General features: G+C 65.6%; 18 protein-coding genes. 9 read left to right on the top strand and 9 right to left on the bottom strand.

Going from position 1 to position 21304, the window contains the following annotated elements; translation table 11 throughout:
* Nucleotides 1-55 precede the first annotated feature (55 nt).
* Nucleotides 56-1594 carry a M28 family peptidase gene (locus G513_RS24730; protein WP_022975988.1) on the top strand — a complete coding sequence of 513 codons (1539 nt, stop codon included), beginning with the start codon at nt 56-58 and terminating at the stop codon, nt 1592-1594.
* Between the two features lie 67 nt (nt 1595-1661).
* On the opposite strand, the gene G513_RS0106350 is transcribed toward G513_RS24730, so the two are convergent.
* The 3 genes from G513_RS0106350 to G513_RS25685 are packed head-to-tail and all read right to left on the bottom strand — an operon-like array spanning nt 1662 to nt 5077.
* Nucleotides 1662-3971, bottom strand: coding sequence for a serine/threonine-protein kinase (locus tag G513_RS0106350; RefSeq protein ID WP_022975987.1), 2310 nt, complete (start codon nt 3969-3971; stop codon nt 1662-1664).
* 2 nt (nt 3972-3973) lie between these two features.
* Nucleotides 3974-4555, bottom strand: coding sequence for an ECF-type sigma factor (locus G513_RS0106345; RefSeq protein WP_022975986.1), 582 nt, complete (start codon nt 4553-4555; stop codon nt 3974-3976).
* A gap of 15 nt (nt 4556-4570) precedes the next feature.
* A complete protein-coding gene (locus tag G513_RS25685) occupies nt 4571-5077 on the bottom strand; it encodes a hypothetical protein (protein ID WP_156891429.1) in 507 nt (168 codons plus the stop codon).
* A gap of 49 nt (nt 5078-5126) precedes the next feature.
* On the opposite strand from G513_RS25685, the gene G513_RS0106340 reads away from it, so the two are divergent.
* Entirely contained in the window at nt 5127-6977 is a 1851-nt protein-coding gene (locus G513_RS0106340) for a hypothetical protein (RefSeq protein ID WP_156891427.1), read from the top strand.
* 31 nt (nt 6978-7008) lie between these two features.
* Here G513_RS0106340 and G513_RS0106335 read toward each other — a convergent pair whose 3' ends face one another.
* A complete protein-coding gene (locus tag G513_RS0106335) occupies nt 7009-7722 on the bottom strand; it encodes an aspartyl/asparaginyl beta-hydroxylase domain-containing protein (protein WP_022975984.1) in 714 nt (237 codons plus the stop codon).
* 336 nt (nt 7723-8058) lie between these two features.
* On the opposite strand from G513_RS0106335, the gene G513_RS0106330 reads away from it, so the two are divergent.
* Both G513_RS0106330 and G513_RS0106325 read left to right on the top strand, forming a co-directional pair.
* Nucleotides 8059-8682 carry a hypothetical protein gene (locus tag G513_RS0106330; protein WP_022975983.1) on the top strand — a complete coding sequence of 208 codons (624 nt, stop codon included), beginning with the start codon at nt 8059-8061 and terminating at the stop codon, nt 8680-8682.
* A gap of 124 nt (nt 8683-8806) precedes the next feature.
* Entirely contained in the window at nt 8807-10762 is a 1956-nt protein-coding gene (locus tag G513_RS0106325; RefSeq protein ID WP_022975982.1) for a M66 family metalloprotease, read from the top strand.
* Nucleotides 10763-10849: 87 nt separating this feature from the next.
* On the opposite strand, the gene G513_RS0106320 is transcribed toward G513_RS0106325, so the two are convergent.
* Both G513_RS0106320 and G513_RS0106315 read right to left on the bottom strand, forming a co-directional pair.
* Nucleotides 10850-11353: a group I truncated hemoglobin gene (locus G513_RS0106320; RefSeq protein ID WP_022975981.1), complete on the bottom strand. Its 504-nt coding sequence runs from the start codon at nt 11351-11353 to the stop codon at nt 10850-10852.
* A 153-nt stretch (nt 11354-11506) separates the two neighbouring features.
* Nucleotides 11507-12484, bottom strand: a complete 978-nt coding sequence (locus tag G513_RS0106315) for a GlxA family transcriptional regulator (protein WP_022975980.1) — start codon at nt 12482-12484, stop codon at nt 11507-11509.
* 143 nt (nt 12485-12627) lie between these two features.
* Here G513_RS0106315 and G513_RS0106310 point away from each other — a divergent pair, with 143 nt between their 5' ends.
* The gene (locus G513_RS0106310; RefSeq protein ID WP_033417149.1) at nt 12628-13329 is read left to right on the top strand and encodes a DJ-1/PfpI family protein; all 702 of its coding nucleotides are present in this window, start codon (nt 12628-12630) and stop codon (nt 13327-13329) included.
* 8 nt (nt 13330-13337) lie between these two features.
* Here G513_RS0106310 and G513_RS0106305 read toward each other — a convergent pair whose 3' ends face one another.
* Complete coding sequence (locus tag G513_RS0106305) at nt 13338-13811, bottom strand: winged helix-turn-helix transcriptional regulator (RefSeq protein ID WP_022975978.1); 474 nt, start codon at nt 13809-13811, stop codon at nt 13338-13340.
* Between the two features lie 149 nt (nt 13812-13960).
* Between G513_RS0106305 and G513_RS0106300 the strand changes: the two genes are divergently transcribed.
* From G513_RS0106300 to G513_RS0106290, 3 genes are all read left to right on the top strand, one after another.
* Nucleotides 13961-14914, top strand: coding sequence for an alpha/beta fold hydrolase (locus G513_RS0106300; RefSeq protein ID WP_022975977.1), 954 nt, complete (start codon nt 13961-13963; stop codon nt 14912-14914).
* A gap of 3 nt (nt 14915-14917) precedes the next feature.
* Nucleotides 14918-15811 carry a metal-dependent hydrolase gene (locus G513_RS0106295; RefSeq protein ID WP_028475211.1) on the top strand — a complete coding sequence of 298 codons (894 nt, stop codon included), beginning with the start codon at nt 14918-14920 and terminating at the stop codon, nt 15809-15811.
* Nucleotides 15812-15923: 112 nt separating this feature from the next.
* Complete coding sequence (locus G513_RS0106290) at nt 15924-17015, top strand: phosphotransferase (protein WP_022975976.1); 1092 nt, start codon at nt 15924-15926, stop codon at nt 17013-17015.
* Nucleotides 17016-17126: 111 nt separating this feature from the next.
* On the opposite strand, the gene G513_RS0106285 is transcribed toward G513_RS0106290, so the two are convergent.
* Entirely contained in the window at nt 17127-17483 is a 357-nt protein-coding gene (locus G513_RS0106285) for a DUF2834 domain-containing protein (protein WP_022975975.1), read from the bottom strand.
* Between the two features lie 55 nt (nt 17484-17538).
* Nucleotides 17539-18387 carry a metal-dependent hydrolase gene (locus G513_RS0106280; RefSeq protein ID WP_022975974.1) on the bottom strand — a complete coding sequence of 283 codons (849 nt, stop codon included), beginning with the start codon at nt 18385-18387 and terminating at the stop codon, nt 17539-17541.
* 199 nt (nt 18388-18586) lie between these two features.
* Here G513_RS0106280 and G513_RS0106275 point away from each other — a divergent pair, with 199 nt between their 5' ends.
* Nucleotides 18587-21301, top strand: coding sequence for a LuxR C-terminal-related transcriptional regulator (locus G513_RS0106275; RefSeq protein ID WP_022975973.1), 2715 nt, complete (start codon nt 18587-18589; stop codon nt 21299-21301).
* Nucleotides 21302-21304: the final 3 nt, after the last annotated feature.

Below are 21304 nucleotides of genomic sequence, written 5' to 3'. Positions count from 1 at the left end.
CCGCGCAAACAGCAACGCCAACCGCCAAACTGATTGGAACCAGGAGCAGACGACCATGAATCACCCGAATCGCCCAGCCTGGCTGCGGGCACTGGCCATCGTGGCAGCGGCGGTAGTGACGAAGACGGCGTCCAGCCTCGCCCGCTTCGCCCGTTCCTCCGGCCTTGCCGGTCTGTGCGCAGCCGGCCTGATCGGCCTCGGCGCCTGCACGTCCGATGGCATCGCGCTCGCGCCTGCCGGGCTGGACGAACTGCCGTCAGCCGCTGCGCGCACCGGTGCCGATGCCTACCGGCAGCTGCTCGACTACAGCGCCATCGGCCTGCATCGCACGGGCACCGAGGGCGGCGAGCGGCTGGTCGACTGGCTGGACGGCAGGCTGCGCAGCTACGGCCTGCAGACCGAGGTCGAGCCGTTCGACTTCATGCAGTTCGTGCCGCGCAAAGCGGCCTTGACCCTGGCCGATGGCAGCGACATCAAGGTGTTCCCGTACTGGTATTCCGGCCGCACCGGCAGCGAAGGCCTGCGAGCCGAGCTGGTCGATGTCGGCAGCGGCACGCCGGCCGCTTTCGCTGCGGCTTCCGTGGCCGGCAGGCTGGTGCTGGCCGACATCGCGCTGCTGTCGCGCGGCAACTTCAGCAATCTCGCCGATGTGATCAAGCGCGCGCATGCCGCTGGCGCGCTCGGCGTGGTCGCGGTGATTTCCGGGCCGGCCAATCTGATCGTCGCTGCCAATGCCGAATCCGAAGCCGGGCTCTGCGGCCTGCCCGTGCTGTTCGTCGGTGCCGAGGATGGTCAGCGCGTGCGCCGCCAGACCGGTGGCATCGCGCAGTTCACGCTCGATGCCGACTACCGCAGCGGCCGCTCGGCGAACGTCATCGCCACCATTCCCGGCCGCAGTGCGGAAACCCTGGTGATCGGCACGCCAACCAATGGCTGGTTCACCACGGCTGCCGAGCGTGGCGGTGGTGTCGGCACCCTGCTGAGTCTGGCGCGCTATTACGCCGAGCGTTACGGCGCCAAAGGCACGCCACCCGACAAGACCCTGGTGTTCGTGTTCACCGGCGGCCACGAAGTCGGCTTCCTCGGTCTGCAGCGCTACATCGACGCGCATCCGGCATTGATCGCCAGCACCTATACCTACGTGCATCTGGGTGCGGCGATCGCCGGCCGCTACGACTATCAACTGGCCGATGGCCACATCGTGTCGGCACCGATCGCCGATCCGGCACGCACGCTGTTCGTCTCGGAAAATCCCGTGCTGCAGCGGCTGGTCTCGGCGCGGCAGTTGTCGAGCGGCCTGATCCCGGCGCAGAGCATGCTGCCGTCGATTCTCAATCCCGGCGAGCAGCGCCGCATGTACGCGCGCGGTGTGCCGATCGTCTCGATCTCCGGCACCACGCTGTACTTCCACACCGAAGGCGACACGCCGGACACCACGTCCGCCGCGCTGCTGGAACCGGCCGTGCAGTTCTACGGTTCGGTGATCGACGATCTGCTGGCCGCTGATCCCGCCGAAATCCTGGCCGCCAACACCATCGCGGCACGCTATGCCAAGCCGATACCGGCGCCGGTCTGCGCGGCGCCTGGAGGCTGACGGCACCTCGCTCGGCGCGGCACTGTCGAACCGTTCTGCATACTGCTCGGCGAGAAAGCGCAGCTGTTCAGCTGGGCGATCGAACGGACGAACTGACAGCCGCTGTCGGGCATTCGGCCGGTTTGCGCTGACAGAGACGGCCCCGCACTTCCTCGACCCAGCGCACGGTGCTTGGCGGCGCGTCCGGCAGTGATGCGAGCAGGTCGCGGGCTCTGGACCAGGAACGGCCCGCTGCAGGCAGATCGTTGTTGGCAAGCTGCGCGGCGGCCAGCGTCGAGTAGATGGACGGCTGGAAGCGGTTCGGTTCGGTGTACACCCGATCCGCCATCGCCGCACCCTCCCTGGCATAACGGAGAGAGGCCGCCGGATCACCTGCGTTGAGCGACAGCCGCGCGATGTTCGACAGCGCGATCACGATCATCGGATGCTGGTCGCGGAACACCTTGCGACGCATGGCCAGCGATTCGTGATGCATCGCCAGTGCCTTCGGGATGTCGCCGTGCTCCTCGTGTAGCAGCGCGTGATTGTTGTAGAGGATGGCGAGGTCCGGGCTGCCTTCCGGGAACAGCTGGCGATAGGCGATCGCCGCCTCGCGGTAGTACTGATCGGCGCGAGGAAGATCCACGAGGCCATGCGCGGCATGCGCGAGGTTGCTGAGGATGCCGGCCCGTTCATACGGATCCAGCGACGCCAGCGCCGCGCCTGCCGCTTCGGCCTGGCGCAAGGCGCGATCCGCTTCCGGGTAGCGCTCCTGCTGCAGATACAGGTTGCCGAGATTGCCGAGTGCCTTCGCATACAGCGGATCGCGCTTCTGCCGCTGCGTCTCCAGCGCCTCGATCACCCGCCGGTAATCCGTTTCGGCTTCTGCGAACCGGCTCTGCTCGAGCCGCAGACCGGCGATCCCTTCGATCACGCGCAGCGTCCGGATCTCCTGCGGGCCGAATACGGCGATGCTCTCCTTCAGCGCCCGATCAAGCTGGACTTGCGCCTGCTCCAGCCGGTAGCGGCTGGCCATGCTGTAGCCGATGCCGAAGCGGATTTCCGCCGATAGATCCGGCCGCCCGGCAAAGCGCTCGTCGATGCGATCGGCGGCGCGATCAAGGGCGACGCTCAGCGTCAGGTCTTCGCCGGCATTGAAGGGATCGGACATGCTGAGCACGTCCATCAGGAAGGCATTCAGCTGCAGCTGATCGGCAGCCACCCGGCGCGCCACCTGGAACTGCCAGAGCGCGACTGCGGAAGCCGCGAGGATTGCCGACGCAGCGACTGCCGCCATGGCACTGCCGGCGCGATGGCGGCGCAGGAACTTGTGCAGCCGATAGCCACTTCCGCCGGCATGTGCGGCGACCGGCAGGCCGTTCAGCCAGGCTTCGAGATCGCTGCGCAGTTCCTGCACCGTGGAATAGCGGCGCTCACGCTTGATCTGCAGCGCCCGGGCGATGATCGAGTCGAGATCCGCTTCCAGCCCAGCGGCTTCGGCGACGGTGTCGGGGTCGACGCGCGTCGCGAATGGCAGGCGACCGGTCAGCAAGCGGAACAGCACGACACCCAGCGCGAATATGTCCGCTGCGGTGGTCACCGGCTGCCCGCGCATCTGCTCGGGAGCGGCATAAGCGGGCGTGTACGAGGCGGGCTCGACATTACGCGCAGCGACGGTCTCGTCGGCGACTTCGCCGAGCAGCCGCGCGATGCCGAAATCGAGCAGCTTCACGCGCCCCTCGGCGGTGACCAGGATGTTGCCCGGCTTGAGATCGCGGTGGACGATCAGGTTGCGGTGTGCCGCTTCGACCGCCGCGCAAACCTGCAGGAACAGCTCGACGCGCGCAGGCCTGGACAGCGAACGTGCTTCCGCCCAGGCGGTAATCGGCTCGCCGTCGATGTACTCCATGACCAGATAGGGCTGGCCGTCGTCGGTTACCCCGCCATCCAGCAGGGTCGCCACGTTCGGATGGTCGAGGTTGGCAAGGATCTGCCGCTCCACTCGGAAGCGCTGCGCGGCCGATGCTTGACGCGCATGGGCGTGCAGGAACTTCACAGCCGCCCGCTTCTCGAACTGGGCATCGGCCCGCACCGCTTCGCAGACCGTGCCCATGCCGCCGAAGCCGATCAGCCGCGTCACCGACCAGGCGCCGACTCTTAGACCCAGCCAGAGCGAAGCGTCGACCTCGTCCGCCTTGGCGTTGCCGAAGTCGAGCGGACGGTTCAGCAGGGTCGCCTCGGCCTCGTGCGCAGCGATCAGGCCGAGCACTTCGTCGCGCAAGGCCTGATCCGGGCCGGTCTCGCGCTCAAGCAAGGCCAGGCGATCGTCGACGCGGACCGCGAGGGCCTGCTCGAACAGCTGCTGCAGACGCTCGATGCGGGCCGGAGTCAGCGCCACCGTCAGCGGCTCGCCTGCAGCTCGCGCAGCATGAAGGCGCGGGCAAAGGTCCAGTCACGCTTGACGGTGGCGGGCGAAATGCCCAGCGCCTCGGCGGTTGCATCGATATCCAGCCCGCCGAAGTAGCGCAGCTCGACGATCTGCGCCTGGCGAGGTGCCGCGGCCTCCAGCCTGGCCAGCGCTTCGTCGATCGCCAGCACGTCGAGCGCCGGTTCGGGCGCCTCAGCAATCGAGTCATCCAAGGTGACACGCAGGCCGAAGTTTCGCTTCACGCGCTGCCGCGCCCGCGCGTGATCGACGAGGATGCGCCGGATCGCCTGCGCCGCGACGGCATAGAACTGAGCCCGGTTCTGCCAATGAGCATCGCGGTGGCCCACCAGCTTCAGAAAGGCATCGCTGACCAGCAGCGTCGGCTGCAGCGTGTGATCCGGGCGCTCGCCCCGCATGGCGCGATCGGCGATCCGATGCAATTCGTCGTAGACCAGCCGCGCCAGCTCGTTGGCAACCTTTGCGTCGCCACCGCCGAGTTGCTGCAGCAGTACGGTCACCTCCGACGGCGGCGCCGGCGGCTCAGGTTCGGCCATCCTCATTCCGTGTCTTCAATCGATCTTTGCCGGTGGCTGGCGATGGTACCGCTGATCAACGGGCCGATCATTGGGTTGATCACCGGCGTGATTACTTACTTCCGTACCCGATGAGCCTTTTCTCCCGCAGTTGACGCGTAAGACCAGGAGCGAGCTGTTCCTGACAGGTAAGGGAGAAGTGGCGATGTGGCGATCGAATGTGCGAATCGGGGCTTTAGGCCTGCCTGCGGCAGCGTTGGTCGCTCTCTGCATATCTGCCGGGGCCAGCGCAGACACGCCGCCGAACTTGCCGCTGCCGCCGTGCACGATTGTCGGCGGCGTGAAGAGCGGCGCCTGCCCGGCCGAGAGCGACGAGGTTTCCGGCTCGGCCGCCGGCCACTTCGGGTTCGGCGGAAACGTGATCGTGACCACCAATCCCACGGACTCGCTGTGCAGCACCTGGGACAAGGACACTGACATCTGGTCGCCGTCGCCATGCTTTGCGCGCGTGTCCACGGCATCCGTCGTCGGTTGCGCGACCATCGATCTGCAGGATGGCAAACGGTTCCGGGAACTGCCGTGCGCGCAAGCCTTGTACAGGAACCCGCAGGGACTCGGCTCCCTGTTCACTGCCCGCCGCCCGAACGGTTCAACCGGCTACGACGGCCGCGTGGCCTGCGGCGACACGCCGGACTTCAATACCTTCATCTATGGCGGTCCATTCACCAAGACCGAAACCATCTGGTCTTCGCGTGCGGCCAGTGCGCTGCCCTGCGAAGTGAGTTTCACCGGGCCGCGACGGCCCGACGGGCTCTACGGGCCCACCTGGGTGAAGCTGCGAGTGGAGATCGGCGTCGCCCAGACCGGGGGCAACAGTTCTGCTGGCAGCAGTGCGTCGGCCGAACTTTACGTGCCGATCGATGGTGACCTGCGCGACTACGTCGATGTCGACGTCACCGCCACGGCAACAATGCAGAACGCCGACTGGGATAACGGCAAGCTGTCCGCAATCTACCGCGCGACCCTGTCGAACCGCGGCGGCGGCACGGTCGACAACGTGGAACTGGCCGTTCAGCTTCCTCCTCAGCTCAGACTCGAAAGCATTTCCGACACGCGTTGCATTCCGGGCACCACTGCCAGTTCGCGCGGCGGCAGCGTGCAGTGCCCGGGACTCAGTCTCGGCAGCGGCAGCTTCAGCACCATCGAGTTCGTGGTGCGCGTCGTCAACGCGACTGACCTCGACAGCCTGCAGAACGGCCAGCTCTCCGAGCAGCAGACGGATCTGCGCAGCGTGCAGTTCCAGGTGCGCGCCGCGAACGACATCGACACCTCCAACAACGAGGCCATTGCCCTGCTCGACCTGCCGTTCCGCAGCGGCTCCTACGCCGCGACGGTCAGCGCGATGGACGTCCTGACGCCGTATTTCAACTACGAGACCGACATCCGCTCCGGCGGTTGCAACCAGTACAAGGACGACATCTTCAATCGGCTCGAAGCGATTCGAGCCGCGCATCCCGAGGTATTCGCCAACCTGTCGTACGGCGGCATCACCAGCGGCCAGTACAGCGCCGGCGGCCTGGCTGCCGGGCATGTCGGTGTCGTCGTCTATCCCAAAGGGACCAACTATCGCCAGACGGGGATCATCATCAACGGCACTCCGTTTCCTTCGCCGCTGAATCTGGTGAGCATGATCGGCGCTTCTGACCGGATCATCCCGCTCAACTTCGCGACGTCTGTGGACGGCTTGTACCTTCGCACCAAGGCCAGCGACTTTCCGGGCGCGCCGCCGGGCAGGCCACAGGAAGAAGCCACGGGCGGTGCCGATGCCACCTACGGCTTCGAAGGCCGCTACGCCTACAACAGCGCCGAGTTCGGCGGAGCCTCCGCAGCGCCGGCGCCCGCAGCCGTGAGCTGTCCATTCGCCCCCGATGCCGTGATGGTGACCACCGAAAGCCCGGTGGAAGTGATCCTCACCAACTCGCGTGGCCAGCGGGTGGTGACCGGCAACGGCCTGATCGTCACCCAGGAACTCGATGGCGGCATCAATTCCCTGGGCTTCCGCCATATGGACGGCAGCTATGGCTGGACCTTGGGACTGCCGCTGGATACCTACAACGTGCAGCTGCGCGGCACTGGCACCGGGCCGTACCGGCTGACCCTGACCACCTTTGCCGCGGATGGCACTCGCAGTGACGTCGTCACTTCGGGCTCGACGACGCCCGGTCAGATCGACCAGTACACCCTCACGGCTCCGGCGGTTGTAACGCCCCCACCACCCACGCCCACAACGCCTGACGAGCCAACGGCCAGCAACGGCGGCGGCAGTTTCGATGTACTGAGCCTGGCATCGATGCTCGGCCTGCTGGCGCTACGGCTGGGCAGACGATCGAGCCGTCGGCGCAGGTTCGCTGACATCGACGAGCGAAAAGGCACCGGCCGTTAGGACACCGTTCATCACGACGAGAAACGGGGTCCTAATCGCCGGCTGAATAGAATTTCTTCTCCCAGCGCTTCTGCTTGCGGCCCGCTTCGCGCAGGAACGGCGCCAGCGGACCCAGGCCGATCAGCAACCGGTTTAGCCAATGCCAGGGCTGGCGCAGCGGCCGTGCGAAGTCGATGAACAGCACCACACGCCAGCCGTCGGTGTCGTTCCAGACTTCGTGATTGAAGGTGTCATCGAAGATCAGCGCCTTGCCTTCCTGCCACGTGCAGATGCGTTCGCCGATGCGAATGCGGCATTGCTCGCGTGGCTCCGGCACCACCAGACCAAGATGCAGGCGCAGCACGCCGTTGTAGGCGCCGCGATGCGCCGGGATGTGCTTGCCCGGAGCGAGAATGCTGAAGAAGGCGGTGACGATGCCCGGCACCTCCTGCAACAGCTTCATCGTCTCCGGGCAGCGCGCGGCATTGCCGCTGCAGTCCATTCCGGCGCCGATCAGGAAGAAGGTTTTCCAGCGATCGTCGGTGGTGATCGTCGACACTTCGCTGATGATCTCGTGAAAGCTCGGCATGCGATCACGTTGCACCATGACCTGGTCGAGTTCCGAGCGAACGCTGCCCCACCCGGCTTCCAGCGCGCTGGCCCACGGGAAATCGCGGGTTTCGTACACCCCGAGATCCGGCAAGCGCGAAGCGCGAGCCACGCCGATTTCAAGGGAGTTGACCAGCCCGCGCAGGAAACGGCCCATCGGGGTCGGCGGCGGTGGCTGGGTGTAGGGGCGAACGAGAAGCTCGGGCGCCGGACGAGATCTTGACGCTGTGTCTTGCGCGTCGATCTGTCGCTCAGGATGACTGGACATTGCCTGGCAGATATTTCCTGGTGTTGGTGTGAAATTGGAACGAGACGGAGCTTAAAGCGTTGGCGGGCTGCGCTCGACGAGCTGCAGAGTGCCGCGGCGGCCGCGATTAATATCATTCGGCGTGCCCGTTGTCTTCGCCCCTGTCGTTCCGCATTGCAGCGTCACGTTAAAGGACTCGGGCACGGGGGATGCTGCGCCAGTTGCAGCCATAACCCTGGAATAGCCATGACCGATACGATCATCGACCGCAGCCCTCGCGCCATTCCCGGCAACATCACCAGCCCCGGAGCCTTGACCGGCATCATCACCGGCAATTTCGAGCACCAGCTCGATGCTCAGGAAGGCCTGGCCGATCTCTACGAAGCCGGCTTCGCGAAGGATCAGCTGGCGATGTTCCCCGTTGGTGCTGCCGCCGAATCCGATAGCTCGCAGGATCGATCGAAGAGCCCCACGGAGCATCACGCAGCTGCGGACACAGGAAGCAGTGGCGTCCTGGTCGGTGCCATCGGCGCTGCAGCCGTGGTTGCTGCGGCACCGGCACTCGGACCTGCTGCCGGCGCTATCGCCGGCGTAGGCGCCAGCTTCGGCGCATTCGTCGATGCCGTAGCCGGCGCGGAACATGACGATGCCAAGGCAGAACAACCAAGCGACGCACCAACCGCACATCCCTCGCCGCGCAGAAGCGGCACGCTGATCGCGGTCTCGGCACCGACGATGGAGCAGCAGCGTCGAGCCGTCGAAATCCTTCGCGCTCACGGCGGAGCGGAGATCGAATGCACGGAAGGCTCGATCGTCGACGGACGATGGATCGATTTCGATCCGAAGGTGCCGCCGCTGCTGGTGGAGTAGCGCCGAATCAAGCGAACGGGGCTTCCGTTCAGGCGGCTGAGGGAACCATTCGCCGGATACCGCCTGATCCAGGTCGGGGAATTGATTCGAATGTCGCGTCGAACCAAGCCACCCAATACGACTGATGAAATCGACTCTCAATGCGACTTTGCTGATCGCCTGTTGCCTGGTGTGTTCAGCCTGTGGGGGCGGCGGTGCCGAAAGCGATTCCGATGAAGCCGCGCCGCCCGCGCCCGCGTTCACGCCGCTGACCTTCAGCGCGCTGGAACTGGGGCAGACCCACGTATTGCCGGAAGCTGGAAAGACGTGGTCGATGAGCAACACGGACGGCGAGCCGGTCAACGAGACGCTCGAGTTTGTCGGCCGGCGCCGGACGCTGGTGCTGGTCGGCATTGCTCAGGCCGATGCACGCGCACCGGCAATCGAAGGCTGGCTTGGCGGCAGCAAGCTTGGCGAGATCGCGCTCGATTCAACGAGTCGGCTCCCGCCGACCGAAGCCGCTGGCCCCGCCTACAGCAATGACCGTTTAACCGGGACCTTGCCCGGCGAGTGGCTGCAGCCTGGACTTCAACTGCGGATCACCGCGAGCAATTACACCCCGAGTGCCTACCGCAGCGTGACGGTTGGAGCCGATATGCCCGTGACCGTGCGGGTACTACCGTTCTATCTGTTCGGGGCAGATGACAGCGATCGGCCATTCGCGCAGACCGCCAAGCCGGATGCCGCCACCGTGAACGAGATATTCGAAAAATGGCCGGTGGCGGCGCTGATGGTGGATACCCATCCTGCCCAGCGGGTGATCTGGCCGAAGCTGGTGATTCCGCCCAGCGGCACGGCGTCGGCCACAGTCGTCTCCAACACCGACGCGCCTGCAGCACAGGGCTTCGCTCAGCTGGGTGCCGTACTTAACCTGCTCGGCAAGATGATGGCCGCGAACGGCGATTCGCCGCAGGCGTTCCAGTACTACGCGCCGCTGATTGCCCGGAATGCTGCCGGGCAGTACCGCAGTTCGGGAGGCGGTCTGGGATCGATCGGTGGCGATACCGGCGCCGGTGACGATGTCTATCGCGGCATCTTCATCCACGAACAGGGCCACGCCATGGGCTTGCCGCATGCGGGCGAGGCCTTCGATGACGGCGAGTACCCCTACGAATGGGGCAGCCTCGATGGCTCGGCCTGGGGTTACGACGCGAGCCGGCGCGAGTTCCTCCCGCCGTTCCTTCCGGTCACCGCCGAGACGTACGCGGGCTGTGTGAGCGACGACTACGCCGGCCATCCGCGCGCCATCGATGCGCTGCGCCGCTGCGTGAAGCAGGACCCGATGCAGAGCGGATCGGGCGATCAGGCCAATGGCTATCGCTTCGCGACATTCTCCGATTACAGCACCGCCGTCATGCAGCGACACTTCGAAGGTCGGACCACGGCGGATGCCAGCGGCGCCCATGCGTACAACGGCGGTTACGTGGTCCGGGACACCAGTTTCGCAGGCGGCTACAAGCGGTGGGACGGCATCGATCGCCGCTGGGTGAACGTCACCCCTGCCACCACGGACAACGCGCAGTACGGCTTCGACGGCGGCCTGCCGATCGCGCGTGACGTACCGGTCTATGCCATCGCGCTCACCATCAGCCGGCCCGGCACGACTGGCGCGACGCAGATCTATCCGCCGCTCGCATTCACCGGCAATCTGATCCGCACCATCGATCCCGAAGATCCCGAGCAGCGCATCGTGGTCCGCCACTACCGATCGCCCTACAACGGCTCCGGCGAGGGTCGTTGGTATTGCAGCAATTCCGGCTGCGATTACACGCTGCGAGTCCGTTACACCAACGGCACGATTCGGCGCGTGCTGTTGCAGGGCGCGTTCCGCAACTTCGACTATCCGGCGGGCGGACATCCCAGCCGCGGCGATTTCGATCCGGAGGCGAGCAATCCGAATGACGGCGACAGCTTCAATGCCTATGTCGTCAATGTGCCGGCTGATGCGCCCATCCGGACCATCGAAGTGCTGAACACGCCAATGGCCTGGGACAACGGAGTTTCAGCAACGGCGGCGATCATCGCGAGCTACAGCCCGTAGCGCAGGAGAAGGCGTTCGCCTTTCCGCAGCGGCTCGGCCGCGCGCCCATGTTTCAGGACGCAGTTCGTTCCCAGCCCGCGTCACGACCTAGTCGTCCGACAAGTGGCCCGGTTTGGTCGAGGATGAGTTCGGCCGACTTGGCCAGATCACACCGACACTGCCCATGCCCTTGGTGATATCCAACTCCGGGTGTGCGCGCACCACGTCTCTGTAGGAAGGGCTGCCGACGACCATCGGTTTGAACTTCTCGAACGTCGCATTGATCTCGACGCGGAGATCCTGAGGCAAGGCGAACTCTTCGTAGCACTGTTCGAGGCAATCGAACATCGCCTTCCAGTGTTCCTCGTTGAGGCCCATGCCTCGATGCGCGGTGACCATGTCCCTGCCCCGATACATGACATTGCCGCCCCACTGCGCGGACAGGAAATCAACGAAATTGATGTGCTCCTTGAAGAACGTGGATTCGGACATGTGATCCCAGATATGCCCGATCACGGGATGCTCCATCGCTTTCCTGAGCGCGGCGGCTGCGAACTGGTAGATGGCGTCGTAACCACCGAGTCGCGTGTAGAGGGATGCTTGCTGTTCCATGGAAACTTGCTCGCGAGCTGAGGAAGGATGCGAGTGAGCGTAGCGATTGGCTCGTGCGGTGGATTGTCTGAGCGGGCCCAGTCGCTTGACTGGAGCGGTCCTCGAAAAGCCCGGGAAGCGACAAGCCGAAGCGGATCGCAGTAGCGCCTGCTGTCAGTCATCGGCATCCGTCGCGACGGATACCAAGGCATCCCGGCGCAGGGTTCGTGGCGTCTGCCCAAGCACGCGACGAAAGCCGTGTCGCATGCGGTCGGCATCTGCAAATCCTACCGAGCGGGCGATCGCGTCCAGGGATTCGCGGCCGTCTTCGACTCTGGGCTTGGCTGCTTCGACTCGAAGCCGTTCGACCACCTTGGCCGGTGTCGTGCCGGTGGCGCGCGAGAAGGCGCGGCCGAACTGTCTGACGCTCAGGTTGGCGATCTCGGCCAGCTTTTCGACGGGCAGAGGTTGATCGAGGTGTTCGCGCACGAAGGACAGCACGCGGCGAATGCGGTCCGAATCGGGGTCGAGTTGCAGGGAGGATGAATACTGCAGTTGGCCGCCGGCCCGGCGATGCGAGACCACCAGATGCCGCGCGACGGATGCGGCCACGTCCCTGCCGAGGTCTTCTTCGATCAAGGCCAGCGCCAAGTCGATACCTGCACTGATGCCTGCCGAAGTCCAGACGTCACCGTCGCGGATGAAGATCCGATCGCCGTCGACTCTTACCCGCGGATAGCGCACCTGGAGATCCGCTGCGTATCGCCAGTGCGTTGTCGCGCGTCGTCCGTCGAGCAGGCCGGCAGCGGCGAGGATGAAGGCGCCGACGCAGACGCTGGCCACGCGTCGGATCTGGCCTGAAGCCTCGCGAACCACGGCGGCCTGCTCCTGCGGGATGTCATACAGCGCCGCGCGTTCGCCGCCGATCACGAACAGGGTGTCGAGACCATCGAGCGTCACGGGTTCGCTGTCGAGCAATACCCCTTCGCAGCTTCTGATCAGTCCGCCGGCATTGGAAAGCACGCGCAGGCGGTATCGCTCGCCGTCGACGACGTTGGCGAGATAGAACGGCTCCAGCGCGCCGCTCAAGTCCAGCAGGACGAAATCGGCCGTGAGGAAGAAGCCGATGGTGAGTGGAGAACGAGGCGTCATGGGCGAACGAGGCTGGAGCGTACTTTCCGAGCTTAGCGGCGACGATTCCGGACGTCCTCTCGGTGACCGGAATCACCGGATATTCGTCCTTGTACCGATCTGCCGCTGGAGGAAAGCTACGGGTCCAACCACTGGAGCGCCTCATGAAAATCGCCTGTGTCCTTCATCCGGGATTCACTTCGCTCGACATGATCGCGCCGATCACCGTCTGGCAGTTCGTGCCGGGTGTGCAGTTCGAATTCATTGCCGCGGCCAAAGGCCCGATCGCCACGGATACCGGGCTCGAGTTCATCGCCACGCACAGCTATCAGGACGCATCACCGGCGCCGGACGTGCTGTTCGTGCCCGGTGGCGGTCAGCCGACTTTCGACGCCTTGAAGGATCAGGAGATGCTGGATCTCATCGCGAGGCTCGGCGCGCGGGCCCAGTGGGTGACCAGCGTCTGCACCGGATCGCTGCTGGTCGGCGCCGCCGGCTTGCTCCAGGGTTACCGATCGGCTTGCCATTGGTACCCCAAAGCGTGGTTAAGCAAATTCGGCGCGATTCCGGACGACGCCCGCGTGGTCATCGATCGCAACCGTGCGAGTGGCGGTGGCGTGACCGCAGGCATGGACTTCGCGCTGCGCCTGGCGGCCGAGTGGGGTGGCGAACCCGCCGGACGCCTGATCGAACTGATCGTTGAGTACGCGCCGGAGCCGCCATTCGGCACTGGGCGTCCCGAACTGGCTGATGCAGCGACCCTGGCGACGGCGCGGCAGATCAGTTCGACGATGATGTCGGAAACTGTGGTCGATCAGGCCGCGGCGCGGCTCAACGTTCGGCGTCTGGCCGAAGCCGAGGCCTGAGGCCAACTTCAGCCCGGCACGCGCTTCGGCGGCCGCAACCCGGGGCCGATGATCGGCGAGATCTCGCGCACGTCGAGCGGCTCCCGGCATTCGGAGCAGACGGTGACCGGCCGGAACTTGTGGCCGCACTTCTGGTGCACGAACTCCAGCGGTGCGCCCGCCTCCCCGGCCAGCCAGCGGTCGCCCCAGGCCACCAGCGCGAGTTGTACCGAATACCAGTCGCGGCCCATCTCGGTGAGCCGGTATTCGTAGCGCGGTGGCCGCTCCTGATAGGCGACCTTGCTCATCACGCCGAGCTTGACCAGCTTGGCCAGCCGGCCTGCCAGCAGGTGCCGGGTGATGCCGAGCTGAGCCTGGAAATCGTCGAAGCGGCGCGTGCGCAGGAAGGCATTGCGCAGGATCAAGATGGTCCAGCGGTCGCCGACGATGGCCAAGCTGCGAGCCACCGAGCAGGCGCTGCCGTCCAGTTCGCGCCACTTCATTTCCGTATTCCGATCAAGGGATTGCCCATTGCGAGGCAGTCTAGCTTGACAAGGTTCTATTTGGGAACTTAGGCTGATTGCGCCATCAATTGATGGCAAGGTATGTTTATTCAGTGGCAGCGTCAATTCCTGATCGGAGCAAGCACCGCATGACTCAATCCGCCCTCGCCGCCGACGCGGCCTTGCCGGCCGAAGGCCGCGCAGCAGACACGCTGCAACCGGCCCGCTACGTGGACTCCGATGGCGTTCAGCTCGCGATCTATACCTGGGGCCGGCAGCCGACTGCGCGGCAAGCGCGTCCCACCCTGCTGCTGGTGCACGGCTATCCCGATAGTGCCGAGGTATGGACCGCCGTCGCGGAGCAGCTTGCGAAGCGCTTCTTCGTCGTCGCCTATGACGTGCGGGGCGCCGGCCGTTCGTCCGCGCCGCGCGGCACCGAGGCTTACGCCTTGAAGTACCTGGTCAATGATCTCGCGGCCGTTGCGGACGCCGTCAGCCCGCATGCGCCGCTGCATCTGGTCGGCCACGATTGGGGCGCGCTGCAGGCCTGGGAGGCGCTGTTGTCCGAGCAGCTTGCGGGCCGCATCGCTTCCTACAGCACTGCCGCGCCGTCGCTGGATCATGCCGGTCTGTGGTTTCAGAAACGCTTGGGCAAGCCGACGCCGCGGAATCTGCTCGAATGCGGCAGCCAGATACTGGGCTCGGCCTACATCATGGTGTTCCAGCTGCCGCTGCTGCCGGAGCTCGCCTGGAAGCTGCTGGTGGGCCGCAACTGGCCACGCCTGCTGGCCCGGATCGACGGCATCCAGACCGAAGCGCGGCCCACGCAAACGGCCGACGGCCAGCACGGCCTCGGCCTGTATCGCGCCAACGTGCTGCAGCGTCTGCGGCGTCCCCAGCCGCGTCGCACCGAAGTGCCGGTGCAATTGCTGGTGATGCAGCGCGATCCCTTCGTGCCGGCGCGCCTGTTCGAATGCGTGGCGGACTGGACACCGAACCTGCGCCGCACCGTGATCGACGCCGGTCACTGGGCGCCGCTGTCCCATCCGCAGGCGTTCGCCGCCGCGGTCTCCGAATTCGTGACGTCTGTCGAGGAAGCCTGAACCATGTCCGCTACCACACGCTCCGCCATCGTCTCGCGCAAGGTGAAGTTCGACTGGGAGAACGCACCGCTGCACTGGCTGCGCGACGATCCTTTCACCAGCCACGCGATCAACGAGTTCAGCTACCTGCTGGTCGAGGGCGAGCGCTTCTTCTGTCGCCTGTTCCGCGAAGCGCTGCCGTTGGTGAACGACCCGCAGCTACGCGCCGACGTGCAGGAGTTCATCAAGCAGGAAGCGGTGCACAGCCGCGCGCATCACGATGCCATCAATGGCTATCTCAAGCGCATCGGCATCAGCGGTGGCGCTTTCGAGCGCACCAACGTGCTCCTGTTCACGCGCGTGCTCGAGTCCCGCCCCTTCGGGCGCCAGCTGCCGAAGCGGCTGGAACGCCAGTGGCTGGTGACGCGCATCGGCATGGTCGCGGCAATCGAGCATTTCACCGCGGCGCTCGGCACTTTCGTGATCGAAGCGAAGAGCTGGGAGGAAAGCGGCGTCGATCCCGTGGTTGCCGATCTGTTCCGCTGGCACGGTGCCGAGGAGATCGAACACCGCTCCGTGGCCTTTGATCTGTATCGTCACCTGGGCGGCCGCTGGCCGATGCGCGCGCTGATCATGGGTCTGATCATGCCGTTGCTGGTTCAGCGCATCACGGTCGGCACGGCACGTCTGATGGAGCAGGATCCCAGCTTCGTTGCCGCCGATGCCAACCCGTTCAGCCTGCGTTTCTGGCGCACCTGGCAGCGCAGTGCCGATCGCGGCAACGTGCCCGAGGTCAGCTGGTTTGCACGTCAGGCGCTGCGCTTCCTCAAGCCCGGCTACCACCCGGTGCACGAGGCTTCCACCGAGCAGGCGCTCCGCTACATCGCCTCGTCTCCGGGCGTGCTGGCCGCAGCGTGAACGGATGAGCGCGCCCGCAGCAAAACCTGCGAAGCGCGCAGCGTCCTGAAGTCTGGTCAGCCGATGAGCAAGTGGGCATAGTCCCGGCTCCGCTGAGTCAGGACTTAGGAACATGAAGACAGCTTTCGAGCCCGTCGTGCCGGTCGAGCAGATCACGCCCGAGTGGTTAACTGCGGTGCTGATCGCGAACGGGCGTTTGAACGAGACCGCGAAAGTTGTCGACGTGCAACGGGCGACCTGCGGCACCGGCCAGCTCGGAGATTCCTACCGGTTCACGTTGAGCTACGACGCGCCGGGAGCAGGCCCGGCCACGCTGGTCGGCAAGTTCGCGTCCAAGGATCCCACCAGCCGCGAGTTCGGCAGCCGCTCTGGCTATTACCGCAGCGAGATCGGTTTCTACACCGAGCTGGCGCCGCAGCTGTCGATGTCGATTCCCACCGCCGTGCACGCGGCACTGGCGGCCAACGTCACCGACTTCGTGCTGCTGATGGAAGATCTGGCGCCGGCGCGGCAAGTCGATCAGCTGCTCGGCTGCAGTGCCGACGAATCCGCGCGCGTCCTCGAACAAGCCGCCGCGCTGCATGCCGCCACCTGGCACGACAGCCGGCTGGCGGCGCTGGACTGGCTGAAGGGGCCGATCGGCATCTTCACGCACGCCACCGACAACTTCGCCCAGATCGTCAAGACCTTCCCCGACCTCTGCGGCGATCTGGTGCCCGAAAGCGATCTCCGCGAAGCCGCACAGCTGATCGACCACGCCGATGCCTGGAAGCGCGTGTTCAGCGATCCGCAATGCCTGTGGCACAGCGATCTGCGCGCCGACAACGTGCTGTTCGATGCCAAGGGCGGCGGCAGCCCGGTGGTGGTGCTCGACTGGCAGGGCCTGGGCTTCGGCCGCGGCACCATCGACGTGGCCTACTGGCTGGGCACCAGCATGACCACCGAGCTACGCCGTGCCCATGAACGCGACCTGGTCGCCCACTACCACCAGGCCCTGGTCGCCAACGGCGTAAGCGGCTATGACGCTGCCCGCTGCTGGGACGATTACCGGGTCCATGCGATCCACGGCCTGCAGATCGGCGTCTTCGGTCTGGGCGCGGTCAAGCGCACGCCGCGTGGCGATCAGATGTGGAAGCTGTGGATCGAGCGTACTGCGGCTCAGGTGCGCGACCTGAACAGCTTCGAGGCGCTGGCGCGGCTTTAGTCGCAAACCGTCGTGCCCGCGAAGGCTGGCATCTAGTTTGTGCCGTAGCGCCCCGCTTCAGAACTGAATCCCCGCCTTCGCGGGGATGACGGCTTTATGTGGTTGCGGCCTTCAGCCGGCAGTCCGAGCCTTCGAATCCAGATAGCGCTCGCGCACCACCAGATAGATCGGGAAGGTCAGCGATACGCCGATGTAGGACATCGCGACGAAGAACCAGCCCCACTTGGTACCCATGCCGATGCGCTTGGCATCGAACACCACCCAGATCATGAACACCAGCCAGGCGATGGCCATGTCGATGCTCAGGAACGCGGCGGTGCCGCCAGCGTTGATGGCATCGCCGAAGAACTGGACCGGATTGAGGATGTTGCCACCGTTGCGCATCCAGTCGAAGGCATGCGGCCAGGTCAGCAGCAGCGCGGCGATGCCGAGGATGATGAACAGGCCGTGCTTGATGTTCTGAGTCATGGGGAGCTTGGTTCGAGGGTCGATACAGCGATCAGGGATTCGAGTTGCAGCAGGATCACACTGCAGCCGGCGCAGCAGCCGATGCCGGCTTTCTGGCCCAGCGCGTTTCGGCATGTTCGAGCACGGCCATGCAGCGCTTCGGTTCCGGCAGATCCTTGGGGTCGTACTTCGGGTGCAGGCTGGTGATCACCCGGGGGACGATGTACGCAAACAGCCGTCCCATCATTCCGGCGAAGCGCAGACGGCTGCGCCAGGGATCCTTGATCCGTCCGGACTTGCGGTCCTCGTTGATCATGTACAGGCCGGTGCCGATCATGTAGCCGAGCATGTGCGGGGCCGAGTAGCAGATGCCCCAGAGCCGGTACCAGTAGCTGTTGTAGATGGCATGGAACTGGTAGTTGGCGACATGGCGGTGCTCGTACTCTTCGGCCAGATGCCAGCGCCAGAGATCGGCGGTGGGATCGTCGACCGTGGCCTTGTCCAGTTCGCGGGCCCCTTCCAGAAAGAAGCTGGCGATGATCGGGCCGAGCGTCTCGAAGCCTTCGGCGTAGCCCATGCAGTACTTGTGGCCCTTTTCCTTCTCGAAGCGCTCGTAGTCCGCTTTCATCTTCGCTTCGCGCGCGGCCAGTCCGGGGTAGCCGGAGGCGCGCAGGAAGGCGTTGAGCTTCGCGTGATTCTTGTAGTGCCGGCCTTCCTGGGCGATGAAGATGCGGCAATCCTCGCGCAGCTCGGTCATCTCCGGTGGCAGCATGTCGATGCCGGCGCGGACGGTCCGGTTGAGGAAGGGTTCGAGGTAAGGCAGGAAGGTGGACGTGCCATTCCAGAACTGCGCGAACTCGGGGTCTTCCGGCGTCCAGTGCAGTTTCGCCTGGCTGAAATCGATGTCGATCTCGCGGACTTTCATTGCGGCTCCTCCAGCAAGGTGACTGACCATGCAAGCGGCCGCCACCGGGTCTTATGGGTAGCGAGATTATTAGCCGTGTGCATTCGGACAGCGCCCCCCACCCGGGGTGGCCTGATGGGTGGGTTGGCCGCCGAAAGCAGGTTGGACAGCCCATTTGTGGATAATCAGCGCCCGATCGAAGCCTTCGAGTAGCCGCCCCGTGCCGGATCGCATCCTGCAAAGCCGCCTGACGCCACCGACCTTGCCGACGCTCGGTCTGAAGCGCAGTGGCTTCGGCGACTGGGCGCTGAAGTGTCTGGAAGCACCGGGGCAGATCGTCGCGGTGTTCGCGCCGGCCGGCTACGCCAAGACCAGCCTGTTGCGCAGCCTGCACACAGAACTCGGCGCCCGGCCGGGCAAGCTCGCATGGCTGAGCCTGGGCAAGGATGCCGACACGCCGGAGCGCTTCGCCCTCTACCTCGGCGAAGCACTGTCCCGAGTCGGCGTGCGTTTCAGGGCCAGCCACGGTGATGACTTCGTCGCCGCCGTGGTCAACGCGCTGGCGCTGCTCGACACCCCGCTGACCCTGCTGATCGACGATCTGCACTGCATCCGGCACCCGGACAATCTGGCGCTGATCGATCAGCTGCTCCAGCACCTGCCGCCGATGACGCGGATCGTGATGGCCGGGCGCTCCAACCCGGGCCTGCGTCTGGCATCGCTGTTCGCGCAGCGCCGGCTGATGCTGATCGAACCTGCGGAGCTGGCCTTCTGCTTTGCCGAGATGACCGAGTTCCTGATCCGCGAATCGGGCGAGTCGCTCGGCGCTGCGGCGCTCAACGAAGTCTTCGAGCAGACCCAGGGCTGGCCCGGTCTGCTCAGCGTGCTGGTCTCCAACCTTGGTCGGGGAGCCTCGCTGGAAACGCTGCTGCGTGACGGCCAGATGCCGCGGCGCGAGCTGTCCGCCTACATCGCCGAAGAGATCATCGGCGAGCTGCCAGCGCTCGATCGGCTGGCAGTGGAAGTGCTGGCGCTGGCGCCTCAGGTCGATCAGGCGCTGATGAACTTCGTGGTCGCCGATGACGAGGCCGCCCGCCCCGATCTCGAAGCGATCTCGCGACGCAATCCGCTGGTGCGGGCATTGAGCAAGGGCGGCTATGTCGCCCACCCCGCCGTCCGTCATGCGCTGCGGGCGCGGATGGAGTCCGAGCACCGCAGCCGTTACGCCAGCATCTGCCGGCGGCTGGCGGAGTGGTATCGCACTCACGGCAACGCGGCGCTGGCGATCGACTACCTGATCGACAGCGGCGAGCTCGTGCAGGCCAGTGCGCTACTGGAAACCGAAGGCCGCAACATCGCCATGGAAGGTTTCCCGGATCGCTGCCTGGCCTGGCTGGCACGCCTGCATCCCGAGCATCTCGATCAGCATCCCGGCCTGCAGCTCACCGAAGTCTGGGCGCGGGTGACCATGCACGAGACCGATGCCGCGTCGGACGTGCTGGCTTCGGCGCGCCTGCTGGCCGCCACGCGCAGCAATCCGGTGTTCAACGTTGAAGTAATGACGGCGACGGCATTCAGCCAGGCGATCTCGGATCACCCGGATGCGGCGCTGGCCGCCGTCGAAGCGGTGCCGGCCGCGGTGCGCGAGGAAAGCGCCATCGTTCGCGCCGGCTGCGCCAGCGTCCAGGCCTGGTGCCTGTTCAGCCAAGGGCGTTTCGACGAAGCCCGCCAGCTGCTGTATCGGATGGCCTGCCTCGAGATGCAGGGCCAGGGCCTGCTGGTCCATGCCTATGCCTCGATCGTTTCCGGTGAGTGCTATGCCGCCGAAGGGCAGATCGATGCCGCCGAAGCGATCTTCCGCCGCGCCGTGAAACTGGCCGAGGATCTGCGCGGCCGGCGCTCTATGGTGGTCGTCGTCGCGCTCGGCCCGCTGCTGGAAATCCTTCATGAAGCCGATCGCATAGACGAGGTCTTGGCCCTGGCCAGTGGCCGCAGCCATCTGCGGGTGAAGTATTCGACGCCGGGCAGTGTCAGTGCTGCCGGGGTCGCGCTGGCGCACTGCCTGCGTCTGCGCAACGCCGGGGCCGAAGCCAGCGAACTGCTCGACGATGTGCTGCGCGTCGGCGAGGAAAGCCACCTGCCCCGCATCGTCGCCCACGCGCTGGCTGCGAAGATCCAGATCGCGTTGCGCGACGGCAGAAGCCATGAGCTTGCCGAGCTGTGCGGAAGGTTGGACGCACTGCGCCACGATGAAGCCGGCCTGCTGGATACGCCGCAAGGCGTGATCAACTACCTGAGCCGCGTCTCGCAGATTCGGGTGCTGATCGGCCGCCAGGATGTCACCACTGCGTTGCGGGAAGCGGAAGCCTTGTCGCTGGCGCTTGCCGAGCTGCCATGGACGAGAGTCAAGGTCACCGTCGACACCTTGCTGGCAGTTGTTCGCTGGGCTGCTGGTGACAAGGCCAATGCGATCGAAGCACTGGCCGATGTCGTGCAGCGCAGCGCGCCGCTGGGCTTGATCCGCAGCATCGTCGATCAGATCGGCGATCTCACGCTGCTCGAATCCGCCGAGCTGCGGCGCGCCGTTCCGGCACCGTTGCACGCCTATCTCGATCGCCTCAAGGCGGCCGGCACCACCAGCATTCCGGCGGCGCCTTCAGGCTCGCGAATGATCGTGCCCGGCAGCGGCTGGACCGACGCGACCCTGAGCGGCCAGGACCCGGGCTTCACCACGCGCGAGCGGGAAATCCTGTTCCTGGTCGGCCGTGGCCTGTCGACCAAGCGCATCGCCCAGACCTTGCGCATCTCGCCGGAAACGGCGAAATGGCATACCCGCAACGTCTACGAAAAGCTGGGCGTGCACGATCGTCCGTCCGCCCAGCTTGCGATCCGCCGGCTGCAACTCTCCGACGGCGGCGCGTCCAGCCCGCGCTGAGGC

Source organism: Nevskia ramosa DSM 11499 (genome assembly GCF_000420645.1).
Lineage (GTDB): Bacteria > Pseudomonadota > Gammaproteobacteria > Nevskiales > Nevskiaceae > Nevskia > Nevskia ramosa.
This window is presented reverse-complemented; position numbering and strand designations above follow the sequence as displayed.

What these genes read in the sequence shown, in the direction of transcription:
- G513_RS0106310 (WP_033417149.1), top strand. Translation starts at nt 12,628, where the DNA reads ATGAAAATCGCCTGTGTCCTTCATCCGGGATTCACTTCGCTCGACATG.
- G513_RS0106320 (WP_022975981.1), bottom strand. Translation starts at nt 11,353, where the DNA reads ATGGAACAGCAAGCATCCCTCTACACGCGACTCGGTGGTTACGACGCC.
- G513_RS0106290 (WP_022975976.1), top strand. Translation starts at nt 15,924, where the DNA reads ATGAAGACAGCTTTCGAGCCCGTCGTGCCGGTCGAGCAGATCACGCCC.
- G513_RS0106285 (WP_022975975.1), bottom strand. Translation starts at nt 17,483, where the DNA reads ATGACTCAGAACATCAAGCACGGCCTGTTCATCATCCTCGGCATCGCC.
- G513_RS0106295 (WP_028475211.1), top strand. Translation starts at nt 14,918, where the DNA reads ATGTCCGCTACCACACGCTCCGCCATCGTCTCGCGCAAGGTGAAGTTC.
- G513_RS25685 (WP_156891429.1), bottom strand. Translation starts at nt 5,077, where the DNA reads ATGGTCGCGCAACCGACGACGGATGCCGTGGACACGCGCGCAAAGCAT.
- G513_RS0106305 (WP_022975978.1), bottom strand. Translation starts at nt 13,811, where the DNA reads ATGAAGTGGCGCGAACTGGACGGCAGCGCCTGCTCGGTGGCTCGCAGC.
- G513_RS0106280 (WP_022975974.1), bottom strand. Translation starts at nt 18,387, where the DNA reads ATGAAAGTCCGCGAGATCGACATCGATTTCAGCCAGGCGAAACTGCAC.
- G513_RS0106300 (WP_022975977.1), top strand. Translation starts at nt 13,961, where the DNA reads ATGACTCAATCCGCCCTCGCCGCCGACGCGGCCTTGCCGGCCGAAGGC.
- G513_RS0106325 (WP_022975982.1), top strand. Translation starts at nt 8,807, where the DNA reads ATGAAATCGACTCTCAATGCGACTTTGCTGATCGCCTGTTGCCTGGTG.
- G513_RS0106330 (WP_022975983.1), top strand. Translation starts at nt 8,059, where the DNA reads ATGACCGATACGATCATCGACCGCAGCCCTCGCGCCATTCCCGGCAAC.
- G513_RS0106335 (WP_022975984.1), bottom strand. Translation starts at nt 7,722, where the DNA reads ATGGGCCGTTTCCTGCGCGGGCTGGTCAACTCCCTTGAAATCGGCGTG.
- G513_RS24730 (WP_022975988.1), top strand. Translation starts at nt 56, where the DNA reads ATGAATCACCCGAATCGCCCAGCCTGGCTGCGGGCACTGGCCATCGTG.
- G513_RS0106315 (WP_022975980.1), bottom strand. Translation starts at nt 12,484, where the DNA reads ATGACGCCTCGTTCTCCACTCACCATCGGCTTCTTCCTCACGGCCGAT.
- G513_RS0106345 (WP_022975986.1), bottom strand. Translation starts at nt 4,555, where the DNA reads ATGGCCGAACCTGAGCCGCCGGCGCCGCCGTCGGAGGTGACCGTACTG.